The following is a 17,478-nucleotide window of genomic DNA, read 5'->3' as shown; positions in this document are numbered from 1 at the left end:
TAAGAACTTTCCATTGGAAATTAACAAAGGGATAGACTTAGCTATCCCCTCGTACCGTTGTCTTTAATAGTCTTCTAGTTGCAGGATCATATGAAAATTCCCTTGTAACTTGTTGAGATAGACTTCCAAGACCATCTGTATAATATACAGTCTCTGTTTTCAATTCACCCTTGACCATAGGTGCCTCGTTCTCATAATACGTAAACTCTCGAATAATAGTATGATCTCCCGTGATAATTTCACGAATAATTTGACCTCTTTCATTATATTCATAGTCTATATCTACACTTGAATTTCCACCGTACACCAATTCTAACTGGCGTTGTATTTCATCTAAACGTGCATCTAATGAAATATGAGGCTTATCACTCTCTCTGAATTGCCGAGCATCATATACTTCCTTTTGTAATTCATAAAACTGCGTTCCACTAATAGTAGCTTGCCCCCTACTACAATATTGGTTTTTATAGACTTCTATGTACACCTCATCACCAATTTGTAGCTGTATAGGACGCTCTTCATTTTTTGAACCTACACCTAAATGGATGTGATAATCATCCAGCTCAATATAATCAACTCCGCTTAGTAAACGCCGGCCATTATAATACACTTTTAATAACCCTTTATTTGGTTCATAAGTATGACCAACTGGTAAAATAGGATTTGATGTACCATATGTTTTCACGAAATCCTGATCAACAAGGTGTAATATTTCATCCCAATCTTTTGTGATAGGACTATATCTATGAAGCTTCATTCTTGTTCCCATTTAGCCACCCCTTATTCGTTTCTTATTTCCAAGAAGAAGTGTGAAGGTCTCATCTGTTGTTTTATTTTTTCAGGATCGGTTGTATCGACCCTAGCAATTCTCACCCAAAAATCCTTTGATTCTCCTTCATGTAACGTTCCGATACGTATTGTTGTATCTTCATATTGATTGGGAGTACCGTTGTTGTCTGTAGCAAGATCACACCATTCCCAGCCAAACTCTTTTTTATAAACAGCAATCTGAATTTCAATATTCTCCGCTACATTTCCCGAAGTATCGTTTAAGACAGTCAATTTTTGTTCAATTATGTCACTTTTCAGCGCACCTAAATGTGTAGCTTTTGTTTCACTTAACTCTTGGCCTTTCCATTTGACTTTTAAGTTTGTACCTCTTAAAAACAAATCTCCGCCGTACATTTCAGCGTATTCTTTTTGTTCATCTATTAAAACATACTCACCAGTCTCACTCTTATCGTAAACTCTAATTTTCCCCTTAAAAGGAATGGTAGGTAATTCAACCTCTATACCTGAATATCCATCTGGAACTATTTGAGTAGTTACAACATTTCTTTCATAATCAATTAACTCAACTTTATAAAAGCTATTTAAATTACCAACACTAATATTGGTACCCTTACACAAGATGACCCTTTCTATAATAAGGGGGGTATACCCATCTCTAGGTATACCTTTTAATACAACTCCAGCCATAGCTGGATCGATACAAATTGTTGAGTCAAATAGCTCCCACGCATTTCCTCGCTCTGCAAAAAAGGTCCACAGATTTTGTTTTTTTACTGTTCTCCAAATATTATAGGTATTCTCATGAATGCTATCTTCACTTTCCAAAAACTCAACTTTCTCAAGAGCATTCTTCCAAATAACGAGACCACCTTCATCTCCCAAATATTTTGGTGTATAGTTCGAATGCACTTGTAGTAACAATTCATCTTCATTTTGAGGAAGAGAAAAAAGAGCATTTGTACTTCTATCAGTAGAGTTGTGTTTAAGTACTAATTGTTTATCAGAATCACTGTACGTATAAGAGTCAGTAGGGGATATGATCCAACGTGAATCAAGTGTTTCAAAATTATCGTCAAAAATAAGTCCAGTCTGAACCCTATGAATGCTCAATAGTAACTTCCTCCTATCGCGTCTTCTTGATATTCCAACCATTCCATGCAGGGAATGGTTTACCCATAATGAGCCATACTTTATCCTTTTCTTTTTCATCCCATGGCTTATCTGGTTCAGGTAATCCTATACCTGTATCATCTTCATCAATTACATTCATTTCATGCTGTCTTTCAATATTTAAATCCACTTCATTTTCTATAGAAATTATATTTGAATTCGAATGCATTCCCTCATCAATTTCATCAATAAATCCATAATTCCCCTTATTAATATTTAACAATTTTTCATCTTCTATAGACATTGTATTTGATATTAATTTTTTCGTTGTAGTTTCACTATCTATTGTGATATTTGAAGCAGAATTAATGTTTATCTGTTCTTCTTCATCCAGTATCATTATAGTTTCATTACTTGAACTTCCCTCTTCTTCTTGGAAAATCCTTATTTTCTTCTTATTTACCTGTTCTGTTTGCATTTCATCTTCTATTGTCATTTTTCTATTTTTACGTAATATTGTTTTATCAAATTGTTCTTGGATAACATCTAAGAATACATTACATTCTGCTAAGGTACTTTCTTCCACCTCTGTATCTACATGAATTCCCGAAATTGCCATTTGATTATTGTTTATAATTGAATCTGTTTCTTGACTATTACTCGCAAATCATAGTGATTTATAGTAGTTTCGAAATTACTTTCTGAACCTGCAAACTCTATTTCTTCTAATGTTGTTTCTCTATCATTACCACTATTTACGAATTCAATTGTTGCAATATCCACTTCATTTGATGCATGGTGATCTGCTAAATTCGCATCTATAACTACAGTGTCTATAGTTGCACCCATTTCACCTTTAATAGTAGGATCAATAATTGACTCATAAGTATCCCCCAAACTCATAAGAGCCCCATCAGTAACTACAACTCCAATTTCATTTGTTTGATTACCTGAAACTGTATCTTCAATGGTAGCATCCTTTTCTTTCCCTACATTGGTTAGAACTTGATTGTTCATTTCAATATCAAATATGTTAAACAGATGAGCTAAATGTTTTTTTCTACTGCAACGTGGATTTCACTTCCACTTAATGCGCTTTCTACATCTTGTATCATTGTTTCATATTCTTTATGAATAATTAATGGTTCTACCTCTTCTATTAACGTTTCATAAGTCTCTCCTACTATACCTTCTGATACATAATCCAATAGAATACCATTGTCTTTTTCAGCCATATTTGACATTGTATTTTCCTTATAGACAACACTATCAATTATCCCATCAGATTTTGCTGTACTTAGATTAATGAGGTAATTTTCCTCTTCACGAAGATTTTGAAATGCTCTATCGTCACTTTGCATATACACTTCTAGCGTATCTTCCACATTCATATCTAGTAATTTATCGACGTGTAATTCTTCTTTGCGTTCAATTTGGTCTGCTATTTCACCATTTTGCACATACGTTTCTAGTGTTTTTTCAAGATTCATGCTTAGCGGTTTATCGACATGCAGTTCTTCTTCACGTTGTAATTGGTCTAATCTATCCATACTTTGCACATGCATTTCTAACGTTTCTTCCAGATTCATGCCTAACAATTTCTCTACTGTTGTTTCTTCTTCGCTTTCGATTTGTTCTGCTATCTCACCACTTTGCACATACGTTTCTAGTGTTTTCTCCAAATTCATACTTAGTGGTTTATCGACATGTAGTTCTTCTTCACATTGTAATTGATCCAATCTATCCATACTTTGCACATGCATTTCTAGCGTTTCTTCCAGATTCATGCCTAACAGTTTTTCTACAGCTGTTTCTTCTTCGTATTCAATTTGTTCTGCTATCTCATCACTTTGCGCATACGTTTCTAACGTTTTTTCAAAATTAGTGCTTAGTAGCTTCTCGACATGTAGTTCTTCTTCGTTCATTCGTTTTGCTTTATTAATATTTTGTGCATACGTCTCTAGCGTTTCTTTTCTAATTTCATTTTGTTCTGCCATATTACCGCTTTGCACATACGTTTCTAATATCTTTTCATGCTTCGAACTAACTAACTTCTCAATATATACCTGTTCTTTATGATCAGTTTGATTCGCTCTACTACTATCTAATAAATACAAGTCTCTTGTATTATCTAGAACAGCATCAATTAGATATATTTCATTGAGCTCTTCTTCTCGTTCTGCAAGCGCTGCTGAATCGTTATTTTGAATATAGGTTTCAACTATATTTTCTAATTCCAATCCAATTAGATTATCAACATGAGCTTTTTCTTCTCTCTGTATATCATCTGCTATCATGTTGGTTGATACATCAGTATTCAATACCTTTTCACTTTTAGCATCTAAAAAATTCACTAAATTTATTTCTTCTTCTTGTTTCAATTGATTTACTACATTACTATCTTGAATATAAGATTCAAATATCTTTTCAAGTTTTGAATTGATTAGTGTGTCTTGCTGAATTTCCATGTTCTTTTCGGGTTTATTTACTACACTTTGTTCTTCTACATAAAGTTCTAAATTCTTCTCTATCTCCCCAAAATCTCCATAGTCATTCGAAATATCAACTACGATTTCTCTTTGATTACTTAAGGTAGTTGTTGAAATAAATGTGTCAAATTCTTTATCTAGATGATACTTAATTTCATTTTCTATAGTTATCTCATAATCAGCTACACTATTTTTAACAGAAATATTTTGTTCAATTTTTGTTTCATTTGTTTTTTTCTTTTCACTCTTTTTTACTACATGTGTAACCACTACATCTTCACATTGTTCCAACACACTTGAAGAAAAACCATCTATTTTAGCGTCCTTTAATAAAGAGTGAGTTTGCATTGTATTTAACTCGTTAAGTTCAACATCTATCATATCCTCATTGCTAAAGGCCTGTTCTGTAGCTATTAATTCCCCTTTAAAAGCAAAACGATTAGCACCATTCTCTAAATTATTCAAATGGCCATTTTGAATCTGGAATGTTTCACCGGAATTTATAACAATCTTTTCACCAACTTGGTAATTTCTATCTCCACTAAGTAGATTTAACTTTTCTGCTTCACGAATAAATTCTGTGCTATCCAATAAAGTAGTAACATTCGCTTGATAATGACTACTAAAATTACTATTTAATACTGAATCTTCAAATCCATACTTAAATGATTTGCTTTGTGTTTTTTCCATATCCAGTGACTCAGAACCAGAATGGTAAACCTGACCTAATTCGAATCCTGATAAATTATTTTGAACATTTTTATACTTATCTGCAATGATAAATTTCTCACTATTCTTCGTATACTGATAAGATTTACTATCTTCCATTCTATGAATTAGCTGTTTTACAGACTTGAAAGAGGTACTACCAATGTACTGACTAAAATCATTCAAAGTATAATTCACATTTGCCCTTGGTACTGTCATTGAATCTACTCTTCCGTCTGAAATATTCTTACCTGCACCTAAACCCTGAATAATTACATCATGTACGTTTCGTGTTTCATCTAATGAAGCTTTCTGATTCATTAATCTATAGACTTCACTCGCTTCACTTAATGTAGCTATATGAGACACACCCTCGTAAATTTTAGGTTCAATATACGCCTCATATACATCAAACGGGACTAATCCATATAAATGATAATTCCCTCTACTATCCTGAGAAACGTTTCCTTCTAATGCAATTAAAGATCCTGTTTCAGTATTTGCAACCTTACTTGATAACAGCTTATTTCCATTACTCATTTCATGCTTTTGTAGAAAACCTAAAATTCCTTTATAGGATTCACCTATATCTCCTAAATTCAGAACGCCTTGAATTGGTGTATCTTTTCCTTTTAATATTCCTTCATCAGGATAACTTGTAAAAATAACTTTAAAGTTCTCAATTTTATTGGGCTCTTTCCCAAATTCACTTAATTTGTTCCCCTTATCCAATTGGCTATAGAGAGCATCCAAAACCACTTTTAAAAAATTGGCTTTTGCTATTTCTACAACTTTCTCGCCATATTGTAAGGTTAGCAATCTTTCTTCCGTATTAATTTGCCCACTTTTAAATAATACATCTGCTAATTCTTTTACTTGATTATGACCAAAACTCGGTAATAACTCGAGTAGTTCTAAACTAATATTTTCTCCAATTAACTCTTTCAAAAAGCCGAAATCATAAGAATTCCTTTCACTATAAACCCTCTTATTACTACTTTTATATTCAAATGGAGTTTCTGTATGAATCATCGACTTTTTACTAGATTTCAAGTCATATTTGTTTAGTTTCTTAACTAGATTTGTATTAATTTGACTAATAACTTCTCCAAAATAAGCGTAAAAATCCTTATTCTCTGTTATTTCTATTAAATCCCCTTGTCGTGCACTTTTATCCCCTCTAGTTAATGCTTCTCCTACCTCCGCTATATAAATAAGACTACCTTTTTCTAAATTTAAATTGGAGCCTTCAAATATAGTTTTGTAATCAGCTAATACAGAGTGCATCGCACCAGCCGCTCGTTTCACTTTTGTACCCATTTTCATATCATCTAAAGCTAACGCACTATACCTATTCCAAGGATCAAAAGCCAATGGGACAACATCTAGATTAGGTACATTTTGATGACGATTGAACCTGAATACATATCCCTTTTTATTATAAAAAAGGGTAGTGAAACTGAGTAAATAATGCTTACTGTTACTCATTTTCCACCACCCACCTTTCGACAAAGTAAGACTTGCACCGTAGTATTCGGTACAAGTCATGACTTAGTTGCGGTTATTATAAATTTTCTTTTAAGAAACCAAGTCCAATAGGAGCATATGGAGTCATGTTCGCTAAACGGAAAGGTGTTCTAGGTGTATCTGCTAAAGTGTAACGATATGTTTGGGCGTAATTATAAGAAACAATCACTTCTACGCGATCTTTTGGAGCATCACCCAAAATTAATCGTTTGGTAGAACCATCTACTGTAAATTTCCCAGCAGCTGGAGGTGTATCTGCTTTATATTCAACATAATTCGCTTTAGTTAACGTATTACATCCAGTTGAACTTACTAAGCGAACTTCAAATTCATCATCGATTGTAGGTCTATGGAATAAATGAAACTCTTTGATTGCTCCATCTCCTGTACCTACTTGCTCGTTTTCAGATCGTTCTTTTACTTCTAGTTCATCTAATTGTGAGATATTTTTTGGATGAATTGCATAAACTTCATCTAGTCTACCCACATAACCATCAGAAGGATGAACAATATACATTGGCGAAATGTGATATTTATTAGAATATACAGACGGATTAAAACGAGACTCATGGCTTGGATCTACGTCAGCATCATGAGTAATAAATGCTAAGTAATGTTTTTGATACATTGCCCCGCCAACAGTTCGCTGTACAAGTACAGAACTATTACCATTAGATGTATTTACACCATAGTCAACTACACTACGTCCTAATTTCATGCCCGCTTTATATTGAATCTCATCATCAGAACGAGCTCCACCAATAATTACATTATTCATTCGAGGAGTCTTACCAATTGTCGATAGACGTCCAATATATAATGGTGCAAAGAACGTACTTTCAGGATCCGGCGCAGGATCTAAACGGAAGTAAGAAACGATACGGTCCTTTGTAATATTTCCCCAATAATAAACTTGAGAATCTCGTCCCCATCCTAAACCGATATCATTTTGCGGAATAAACGATACGGCTGTTGGTAATGAAGGATAAACAAAGCGAACTGCATCATAAGCGGCCCCCATAAGTTCTGTTGGAACTTGCGGATTAAACTTATTTACTTCAATATCTCCATAACTACCGTTTGCATCTTTTACATATTCTAATTCATAGTCAGCGAATAATGCTAACGGCTCAGTTCCTCCTGAAACCGTTACTGTACCGGCCTCATGGTCCACAGTATAATCAGCGGAATCAAGGGGTACTATTCCAGTTAATTTATCATAGAACTTATATGAATTCTCGCGGATACGTTGGTTCCCTTTCTTCATTTTAAAGCTAAATACTCCACCTTTTTTGTCTTCTAGCTCAGCCAAGTCAGGGCGTTCAGAACGTAAAATAAATCGAGTAGGGATAAATCCTTCAAACGTAAAGAACCATAAGCGTTTTACTAGATCTGGAGCATTATCTGTAAGCGAGTATGTAGAAAGAACCTTACCTACTTGACTATCATTGAATGTTACAGTCCCTTTCTCTCCATCTATTAAATACTTTGTTGTAGCTTGGTCAATCATTGAACCATCTTCACGATATAAAATTACACTAGAAGGAATAACTGGTTTAACCATAAATTCAAATACTGTCTTTGTTTTTTTGGCCCCACTGGGAGTTACATCCTTCATTTCACCTAAAAATGTATCTTTTGAAATTACAGGTTCCTCTCCAAGCTTTCTCACATTTCCACCATAACCTGTGGTGAATCCAAAGTAGCGATGTTGTTTATCGCTACCTTTCGATTCAAATAGAAAAGTTTCAGCAAAAGTTTTTCGGTATGAATCCTTCTTTCCATTTGCATCTGTTAAAGGCGATACCGCACGGTATTTCCCTAAAGTACTCCATCCTCCCGCATTAAACAACTTCTCTAAATCTAAAGGTAGAAGTTGCACGGACAAATCTACATCGAAAAATCCATCTGTATTAATTAATGACATATTGGTCACCCCTTCTATATTTATTAAGAAACCTCTATAGGTGTTGCAGTAATACCTACAGATTCGTTACCGGCTGAATCCACCGTAGTAATTTTGATCTCAGGTTTAAATCCTGTGTTTAATCCCATTAATCTGTAATAAGTTGTTCCAGTAATTCCAGTAGCATAGATCTTACCATCTAAGTAGATATTGACATGCTTTAAATCCTTATCTGTAGGAAGTTCAAATTCTACATCAATAGTCTGTGATATTGGACTTAATACTTTAGTAATCTTCACTTCTCCTGGAGGAGTTTTATCATTCTTAATGTCGTGAGGAACTTCATTTGGATTAAAGTCCTCAGAATAAATCCCCAAACCTACAGGACGGAAAGGTGTAACAGGTAGCTTCGTTAGAGGAGATACCGCACCTATACTATGTGGTTTATACATTTCATAAACTTTTTCCGGACAGTTTTGTTTTGCAACACGTAAGTTCGTTGCACTCATTCCTTGTGAGTTAAAACCAATTGCTTTATCTAAATACCCCCTCACACCCTCTTCAGGATGAACTACATAAATTCGAGAGGAGTGTACTTTATCTGAGTATCGGGAAGTATTAAATTGATATTTATAATTGTTAGTTTTTTCAACAGGATTATATGCTCTCGGATATTTCTTACCAATTTCATCTACTCTATTTGGTGGTAGCTGGTTCGAAGGTGCGTTCCATGAGAGATAGTGAGCCTGATAACGTGCACCAAATCTTGAACGGGAAACCATTACAGAATCTACACCATTTGAAGAATGATGTGGATACAATTTAAGTAAAGGATAAATTGTTTCGCCAACAGTTGCGCCAGAATCATCAAAATCAAATAAAGATACTACATCTTCATTCTTCACTCGTTTGCTAGCGTTGTTAGTCGATAGACGAGCAATTGTCGCACCTGTGTCCCAATAAGGTGCACGCATGAATGTTCCTAGTTGCGCACGTTCAACAGTTAAATAGTTACCTTTTTTCTCAATTAGTTTAACTACCTCTGTACCATTAATCGTTAACAACGCTGGTGCCTCAGGTAATTTCGTTGCATCATTGACATAAAGGATTGTATCTCCAGGCATAATTTTCCGCCAAGAAAATGTAGTTTCTTTTCTAGTTGAATCCACACGCTTTACAGGTGGAATAGTTCCTGAAAATAATGCATAGCCTTCATCTTTATCTCCATCTAAAGAATTTACTTTACCGAAATATAGCGGTATAGTCGGAACCAAATTCTTCTCCCAAACAGGGGCTGTATCAGCTTGAAGAACTAGGAAAAATGTTGTGCTATCAATATGACCTTTGACACGAACTTCTGAATCTGTCCACCAGTTCGTATGCCATAAAGGATCGTTTATATGCTCTAAAAATTCAGCGCGCAATGTAGTCTTAACAATTGGTGACTGCATTACACGAGGATCAGCTTTTTCAATTACCGCTTCTTGCATATCAGTATCCCAACGTGTTTCTAACACTTCAATATCTAGTGCTGAACGTATTACATGGAAAGGAGAAGCTGATAATAATTTTTCTTCATAAATTAAGTCTTCTGGATCGTAGTCTCTATCTTCTACATGGTAGTTTCCTTCAAAATACTCATACCACCACTTAGACCAGTCATCTCTATCCCTATCTCTGTCTTGCTCAAAGGATGTACCACCCATACCTGGCATAGTAACGATAGAAACAATACCATCTTCTTTAACAAGATTAGAGTTTGGTAACTTCTCTAACATATAGAAATACAAGTTTGTTCTTGTTGTATTATCTACATACTTTTGTTTAATCCATTCATCCCAAGTAGGCTTCATTTTAAAGTTAGGATCATTAGGATCGGTATCATCGTGAGGTCTACGAATAGGCTGTTTTTTTTCATACTTGTACTTAAGAGGGAATTGGCTAATTGTCGCAAAACCTAGCAATTTTCCATCTGCATTTCTAAAAATGGTATGTCTTGCAATTGCATAATTGACTTGATCCGTTCGGCGATTGTACGCCCTAGTATCTACCGCAGCTTTATAAAAGTTCCTCACTAACGTCCAACCGTTATCAATTAACATTTGTGCAAATACGTCCTGCAAGTTATCTTCTTCAAACTTAGAGGGATAATCCTGAGGAGTTGAATCAATATATGGCATCTCATCACCCACTTCATCATTTTATTTTAATAATAGGTTAATTAGTTTTATAAATAGCAATTCTTCTATGTCATGTATATTATAGGTAGGTACCTTTCTTTCATAACATGTAAGTTGCATTACTACATTACGTTCACAGATACTTCAATACCTGCAGATTCATTACCTTTCATGTCTACAGAAACTAGTTTAAATTTTACACCATTTCCTTTTGTCACATTTTTAATAGTATATGATTCTACTTCAGTGACACCTGTTGCATACTTCATACCATTTACGAAGATGTTAACCGTTGAGAGCTCCATATCATTCGGATTTGTCCAAGTAAGTAATACAGTTCCTTCTTGTGGATTTGTAGCTTTTAGGTTAGAAACATTAACTAGAGTCTTATTCGCTGCTGGTTTCTTAGAAGTATTTAGTGCTTCTTTGTACAACCCTAATCCCATTGGTCGAAATTGTGTGGATGGTCGCTTCGTTAGTGGTGAAATTGCACTAACTGGGACACACTGATATACATCAAAAACCTTTTCTGGACAACTCTCTTGACGAATTCTTAATTCACTAGATCCCATATTAATTGAATTAAATCCTACAGAGTTCTTTAAATATCCTCTTACTCCTTCTTCTGGATGAATCAGATAAATAAATGAAGTTTGTACTTTATCCGAATAACGTGAAGGATTGAATTGATAATTATTAATTCGTTCCCATGCTCGTGGGTATTGTTTATTACCTACTTCAGATACACGCTTAGGAGGCATATCTTGTGCAGGTGCATTCCAAGACAAGTAATAACTTTGATAACGAGAACCTAATTTAGTACGACTCACCATTACAGAGTCAACACCATTAGATGGATTAGAAGGATATTTTTTCAGGACAGGCATAATTTGACGCCCACCTTTAATCTTAATATCATCAAAGTTATAAGCAGCAACGCCATTTGTATCAGTACCTTTTGGAACAGTTCCTGCGAATAATGCGATAGCAGGATCACCTTCATCTATTGCTTCAATATCGCCAAAGTAAATCGGTACAATAGGTACGACATTATTTTCCCACATTGGTGTATTATCCGGTTGGATAATTAAGAAAAGACTATTACTGTCAATATGTCCTTTAATATTAATTTCCGAATCAACCCACCAATTTGTATGCATATAAGGGTAATCAATATTTTCAAGTAATGGTGAACGTAGAGATGACTCTACAATAGGCGACTGCATCACAACAGGATTCGCTTGTTTTACAAATTCTGAACCAGCACTTGTAGATTTAAAATCAATTTGTGTAACTTCAATATCTAAAGCCATTTGAAGTCGTTTTTCATCTGCACTAGAGCCCGTTCCCCATGGGGTAAATAATTTATCTCCCTCTTTTACATCTGGTAATTTTTCCAACATATAAAAATAAAGAGATGTATTTACTTTTCTTTTTTCAAATTCTTTGGCCATATAGTTAATAAGGGCCTCTTTTTCAGTAGCTGTTGATTTAAAAGCATTGTAATATGGAATCCCTTTATCATGAGCAGTAAACTCCTTCCAATCTGCAACTACAGCAAAACCAAACAAATCACCTCGTGCATTACGTAGAATAATATGATTGGCAACTGTAAATTTTTCATCATGCCTTCCTTCTAAAGGATGATCTGTAACATAATAAGACCCTGTTACAGCTTTTTTAAACTCTACTACTTTGGTCCAGCCGTGTTTAATCAGTAAATCCATAAAACCGTGTTGTAAGTTACCTTCACGAACCTTATAAGGGGAAAGTGCAGGTGTGCTATCAATATACGGCATTTCTACACCTCTCTTTCTATTAATTAAGGACGAGATTTTACCCGCCCTTATCTGCAACTTAGTTATCGTTATGAGTAGGTAATAAGTTGCAACTAATTACTTAAATTCATTATAAGTAGTCTTTTTATTCTGTTAACAACACTCATGTCTAATTAATAATTTCAGCTTTTAGTTTTACATCCGAAGGTACACTACTTCCACAATAAAGGGTATAACTCCACCTGCTTCCTTTATCTTGACCATCATTCATTACTACTCTTAATTCCCCATCATCAGGTTTATAATAAAAACCAAACGGACTACCTTCTTTTTCCATTTTACGTGAAGTATCATAAATTAATTCATTATTAACAAATACTCGCATCCTATCTGGTGCAGAGAAGAAATCATATTCAACATAGCAGATGCCCTCTTCACTTACAGCATGAATATATTCCCCATATCCCATGCCACCCTGTGCCGTTTGTCCGCATTTTAGTACATTTTTACCTGGTTTCTCACCTTCGCCTTCTGGCTTTCCACCTTCACCTTCTGGTTTTCCGCCTTCGCCTTCTGGTTTTCCACCTTCACCTTCTGGTTTTCCACCTTCGCCTTCTGGTTTTCCACCTCCGCCTTCTGGTTTTTCAGGGGGAATATTTTTTGAGATAAATTCAATATTCACTATTTTTTCGCAAACTCCAAAACCATAATCAACGATAAATTTAATTGAATATACTCCTGGTGAACTACTAGTAAAAGTGTAATTTCCTGTCTGCATGACTTTAGGAGGAGTTTGAACAAGTACACCTATATTAGAAGCTGAACTATTTTGTCCATGATCTAAATGAAGAACAATTGAATCTCCTACATGTGATTTTAAAGAAGGACCAGTAATGTTTAATTCACAAATAAATTCGCCAATAATAGTCCCCTCAGTTATACATTCTTGTCCATCGTTATACGTTACAATAAATGTAATTTTATATACGCCCTTATTAATAACTTTAAATGTTCCATTCCCAAGACTCTTTAAACCATTCTTATCATAGTTCGTATCAATGCGTAGAATACCAGATTTATTTGTGTGTACAAGCGAGAATGTAACAACCTCTCCTACTACCTTATTAAATCGTGATGTAATTAAATTTAAACCACAGCTACTAATTGGGATATCATTAATAATCTGTATTTTTGAAGGCCTTGAAATTGGTTCTAATACAGGGGTCTCTATTCTTTTAAAATAACCCGCATCTTTTAACATACCTATACCTGCCATTCTAAAATGGGTAGAAGGCCTTTTAGTAAAAGCTGAGTCCCCCTCTACAATCGTCACGTAATATTCATCATTATATTCTGATTTTTTGTTATCCTTGCCCGCATCATCAGAATCATGACCATCTTTTTCTGGAGGAATGCTAGGCACCAAGTTGTCCCATTGAAAAGGAACCCTTAAATGCATTTCTTTTCCTAACCCTGTAATTACTTTTATCCAGACTTCATAAATGCCTTCTTTAGACATATTCATAAAGTCGTACATAGGTGTACCATCACCTAGGTCTTTTTGCGTAAAAGCAATTCCTTTAACTCTCCTTAATTCATGGTTTACTTCATCATCCTCTAAAGCAATTACTGCCCCAGCCTCTCCAATTTTATAGGGTTCCTCTATTAAAAGCTGATCTTTTTCTCTTAAAAATCTGATATATGCTGTTACTTCAACGATATCAGTATCTTTTAGGAAATAAACATCAAGGTAAGATACACCATGCTTGTTAATATCTATGGTAAGTGGCCCATGAGAATGATATGTAATTACGTCATCTACGTCTTTAAAAATGTACCTCGATGGTAAATGCCTCCATCTAATTGAATGTATAATTGGTAGTGAATCAGTTCCTTTAAACCCTTTATTTTGCGGTACTGATAAATTAGGAACGGGAGTTAATGCCATATCAAAATCACCTCTACGCTTTTATAATTTCCACGGTAAAGCCTTGTAATTCTAAGTCTCTTTTAAAATATTCCATAAGATATAATTTATTAGATTTATTGATTGTTGGAGGATTTTTTCCGCTCTTTGTAATTAATTTATGTGGAATCCCCTTAATTTCTCCTCTAAACCTTATTCCAGTTTGAACATTCAAAATATTATCCAAAGATTTTACAAGAGATTCATTATTACCGCTTACTCTGACTTGATGTTGAATATCACCTTCATTATCAATAAAGGCAAAATCTTCTCCTCTTTTTATCTTAAGAATCATTATATTTTACCTCCTACAGTTTTGGATCAATACCCATTTCTTTTAATTTATTAACTATAAAATCGTGTTTATCTTTAAAATTTCTAGCTAAAAATTGTCTATTAATGATATACATCATAAAGGCCTCAGCAAAATCTTCGGCCGGGCTAAAACATCCATAATCTGATACCGGAGCAAGTTTTCCATTATCTAACGCTGTACCCGGCGAGCTTTTCGTTAGTTCATTAAATGAACCATCAATATTCTCAATCCACCCACTAATATTTAACCATTCTTGCATTTCATGTAGTTTTTCACCTAATATGTCATATCCATAATTAGATAATGCATGACCCATCTCATGTACAGCTACTTCTGCGGCAACATAAGGTATATAATTATCATCAGTCATATCATCCTGTAAATAATATGCTTTATATTCTCCATCAACAACATGACTGCCAAAACCTATGTTAGGTTTTATATAGTCATATGGGCGATGTGCCTTGGCAGCTGAAATATTATAAAGCAGCACCTGAGGTTCAAAGTTAACTAGAGAACGAAAAGAAGATAAAATATTTTCCTTTTTCCCATTACTATGCATGGCTGTAGCAAAACTATCCATTACCCAAGCTCCAACAAGACCTGTATCATCTTCGTTTTCAATAAATACATTATTAAAGTCAATCCAATCATATATAACACTTGGTACTTTCTTAATTAAAGGAAGCATTTTATCTAAAATATCGCCCTTTAAAAACCCCTCTGAACCTGGGAAAAATAAGACAGGTTTATTGAGTTTAGCCGACATAAATACTGAGGCTTTTTGCAATTCATTTAAACAAGGTAAATTTGCCTTTCCCCACTCGTTAAAATCTAGCCATTTATCTTGTAAACTATAACCTTCATCTTTAATATCTTTTAAAGTTTTCCATAAAAATTTATGAAAATCTTCAATTTTTATTTTAGAGTTATCCAAATGATATTGACTTTGAGGCTCCTGTAAATAATCTAACCAATCATTTCGCCCCTCCCAGAACGATTTGCTTAATTCCTTTCCAATACCATCTGTGCTGTTAGCCAAATAATCTTGCGTAATAACAGAGGGATTCCAATAAGTATCATCTACTGCTTGTGCCTTTACTGATCCATCGCAATAATAAGAAAATTTATTACCTTTATCAGAATTGGAATTAGAATTATTGGTTGAATCTCCTAAATTCACATGAAGATTATTCAGTTTGCTTGTACTCTTAGCAATTCCCCACTCTACTTTAGTAGATTCTTTAGGTACCTCAGGTTGATATTGAGATTCATTACATTCTTCACACCAATAAGGGAACACTAATTTCTCACCTTCAGAAACATTAATAACGGGCAAAAGTACGATATTAGGAATATACCCTAATACACCATCTTCAGGATGCATGACTGTTGCGCGAGATGTATGAATCTTATTACTATACCTAGATGCATGAAAATCGTATTGATAGTAACCATATCTTAAATAATTCCATGCCCTTGGGTACTTACGAGCATATTCTTCCTCTTTCTCGGTTCCTTGTGCATTTTTGACCAGTCTTAATTCTTCACGAGTAGGTGGCATTAGATTAGGTGGAACGTTCCAACGTAAAAAATGTTCTTGATAACGTGCTCCATATTTTGTTTTTTTGATCATAACGGAATCTATTCCGTTTGATGGATGGTTTACATAATTTCTTGTGATAGGTTGTAAAATTTCAGTTTTAGTCTCTATACTATCGAAATCAAAAAATTCTCCTACTTGCCTACCTCCAAGCATAGCGATTGGTGTTTCATTTTTCGAAGATGTATTTTTAGATACTAGATTTCCAAAGAAAAAGGGAATTAAAGTCACCATATTATTTTCCCAGCTAGGAGCTGAATCTACTTTTAATGTAAAAAATGCACTTGTCTCATCAAATACACCTTTTAACTGAATTAAAGAGTCCCCCCACCAATTCGTATTAGTTCGATAATTCAACTTCCCTATGGAGGCAACTAGATCACCTGTATCTCCTTTTAATTTCATGGTAATAATTGGTGATTGTTTCATACTTTCATAGTATTCATCTTCACCGTAGTACTCTATATCCATGCTAGCCCTAAATATATCCAAACCATGATTTTCACTCATGATAGTAACTGGAGCAAGTTCACCACTAGGTGATACATAATGCGTATATCCAGCATATGTGTCTAGTGTATATGAATAAACAGTTGTATAGTCTACAGATTTTCTATAAAAATTAGAAATCCATTCTAAGAAACCTTCTTTTTCTCTAGGAATATCTTTAGTGTTAATTTTTACAGCCCCTGTTGACTGTGCGAATGCTAAATACTCATTATCCCACCTACGCATAATCATATGCCGAGTGATGCATAACATACCTTCTCGAGATTCAAAAGGGGGTAGATATCCCTTTTCTCCTTTTATAAATAACCCTTTTTCAAAAGTAATTTTATATAGATCTACTTTTGGAACTTGATTGTTAAAATTCTGCCACCAGTAATTACCTGATTTATCTTTAAATCTTCTAAATACTTTATCAAACATATCATCTAAAAAATTATCGTGTCTTAATGTTTCCTCTACCCAAGGCATTTATATCCACCTCTCTTATTTGTTGGGATTATCCCATCGCTATCAAGCTAAGCCCATACAACGTCAAGTATAGGAGAGGTTGTTTCTTTTTTCTAAAAGCTAGGTGTAGAGAATTTAAAGATTTG

Annotated in this window: 11 protein-coding genes; all 11 read right to left on the bottom strand. The window is 34.3% G+C overall.

Annotated elements, in window-relative coordinates; all coding sequences use genetic code 11:
• Positions 1 to 37 precede the first annotated feature (37 nt).
• The 11 genes from MR169_RS11040 to MR169_RS10990 all read right to left on the bottom strand — a co-directional run bounded on the left by MR169_RS11040 (position 38) and on the right by MR169_RS10990 (position 17,353).
• Positions 38 to 769 (bottom strand): hypothetical protein, encoded by a 732-nt coding sequence (locus MR169_RS11040; protein WP_242319385.1) that lies wholly within the window; start codon positions 767 to 769, stop codon positions 38 to 40.
• A gap of 11 nt (positions 770 to 780) precedes the next feature.
• On the bottom strand, positions 781 to 1,902 hold the full coding sequence (locus tag MR169_RS11035; protein ID WP_242319384.1) for a hypothetical protein: 1,122 nt from the start codon (positions 1,900 to 1,902) through the stop codon (positions 781 to 783).
• Between the two features lie 13 nt (positions 1,903 to 1,915).
• A complete protein-coding gene (locus tag MR169_RS11030) occupies positions 1,916 to 2,521 on the bottom strand; it encodes a hypothetical protein (RefSeq protein WP_242319383.1) in 606 nt (201 codons plus the stop codon).
• An 11-nt stretch (positions 2,522 to 2,532) separates the two neighbouring features.
• Positions 2,533 to 2,919 carry a hypothetical protein gene (locus tag MR169_RS11025; RefSeq protein WP_242319382.1) on the bottom strand — a complete coding sequence of 129 codons (387 nt, stop codon included), beginning with the start codon at positions 2,917 to 2,919 and terminating at the stop codon, positions 2,533 to 2,535.
• A gap of 29 nt (positions 2,920 to 2,948) precedes the next feature.
• Positions 2,949 to 6,587, bottom strand: coding sequence for a ring-infected erythrocyte surface antigen domain-containing protein (locus MR169_RS11020; RefSeq protein WP_242319381.1), 3,639 nt, complete (start codon positions 6,585 to 6,587; stop codon positions 2,949 to 2,951).
• A 76-nt stretch (positions 6,588 to 6,663) separates the two neighbouring features.
• On the bottom strand, positions 6,664 to 8,553 hold the full coding sequence (locus MR169_RS11015) for a hypothetical protein (RefSeq protein ID WP_242319380.1): 1,890 nt from the start codon (positions 8,551 to 8,553) through the stop codon (positions 6,664 to 6,666).
• 23 nt (positions 8,554 to 8,576) lie between these two features.
• Complete coding sequence (locus tag MR169_RS11010; RefSeq protein ID WP_242319379.1) at positions 8,577 to 10,712, bottom strand: hypothetical protein; 2,136 nt, start codon at positions 10,710 to 10,712, stop codon at positions 8,577 to 8,579.
• A 122-nt stretch (positions 10,713 to 10,834) separates the two neighbouring features.
• Entirely contained in the window at positions 10,835 to 12,511 is a 1,677-nt protein-coding gene (locus tag MR169_RS11005) for a hypothetical protein (RefSeq protein ID WP_242319378.1), read from the bottom strand.
• A gap of 148 nt (positions 12,512 to 12,659) precedes the next feature.
• Positions 12,660 to 14,438 (bottom strand): hypothetical protein, encoded by a 1,779-nt coding sequence (locus MR169_RS11000; protein WP_242319377.1) that lies wholly within the window; start codon positions 14,436 to 14,438, stop codon positions 12,660 to 12,662.
• 13 nt (positions 14,439 to 14,451) lie between these two features.
• Positions 14,452 to 14,751, bottom strand: a complete 300-nt coding sequence (locus MR169_RS10995) for a hypothetical protein (protein ID WP_000601027.1) — start codon at positions 14,749 to 14,751, stop codon at positions 14,452 to 14,454.
• Positions 14,752 to 14,764: 13 nt separating this feature from the next.
• Positions 14,765 to 17,353: a hypothetical protein gene (locus tag MR169_RS10990; protein WP_242319376.1), complete on the bottom strand. Its 2,589-nt coding sequence runs from the start codon at positions 17,351 to 17,353 to the stop codon at positions 14,765 to 14,767.
• Positions 17,354 to 17,478: the final 125 nt, after the last annotated feature.

This window comes from Bacillus cereus group sp. BfR-BA-01349 (genome assembly GCF_022663795.1).
In the GTDB taxonomy this organism is placed as follows: Bacteria; Bacillota; Bacilli; order Bacillales; family Bacillaceae_G; genus Bacillus_A; species Bacillus_A cereus.
The sequence above is the reverse complement of the archived record's forward strand: the minus strand, read 5'-3'. Positions and strand labels throughout refer to the sequence as shown.

Coding starts and splice junctions, on each gene's coding strand:
- MR169_RS11040 (WP_242319385.1), bottom strand. CDS start 769: ATGGGAACAAGAATGAAGCTTCATAGATATAGTCCTATCACAAAAGAT.
- MR169_RS11030 (WP_242319383.1), bottom strand. CDS start 2,521: ATGGCAATTTCGGGAATTCATGTAGATACAGAGGTGGAAGAAAGTACC.
- MR169_RS11025 (WP_242319382.1), bottom strand. CDS start 2,919: ATGAACAATCAAGTTCTAACCAATGTAGGGAAAGAAAAGGATGCTACC.
- MR169_RS11020 (WP_242319381.1), bottom strand. CDS start 6,587: ATGAGTAACAGTAAGCATTATTTACTCAGTTTCACTACCCTTTTTTAT.
- MR169_RS11015 (WP_242319380.1), bottom strand. CDS start 8,553: ATGTCATTAATTAATACAGATGGATTTTTCGATGTAGATTTGTCCGTG.
- MR169_RS11010 (WP_242319379.1), bottom strand. CDS start 10,712: ATGCCATATATTGATTCAACTCCTCAGGATTATCCCTCTAAGTTTGAA.
- MR169_RS11005 (WP_242319378.1), bottom strand. CDS start 12,511: ATGCCGTATATTGATAGCACACCTGCACTTTCCCCTTATAAGGTTCGT.
- MR169_RS11000 (WP_242319377.1), bottom strand. CDS start 14,438: ATGGCATTAACTCCCGTTCCTAATTTATCAGTACCGCAAAATAAAGGG.
- MR169_RS10995 (WP_000601027.1), bottom strand. CDS start 14,751: ATGATTCTTAAGATAAAAAGAGGAGAAGATTTTGCCTTTATTGATAAT.
- MR169_RS10990 (WP_242319376.1), bottom strand. CDS start 17,353: ATGCCTTGGGTAGAGGAAACATTAAGACACGATAATTTTTTAGATGAT.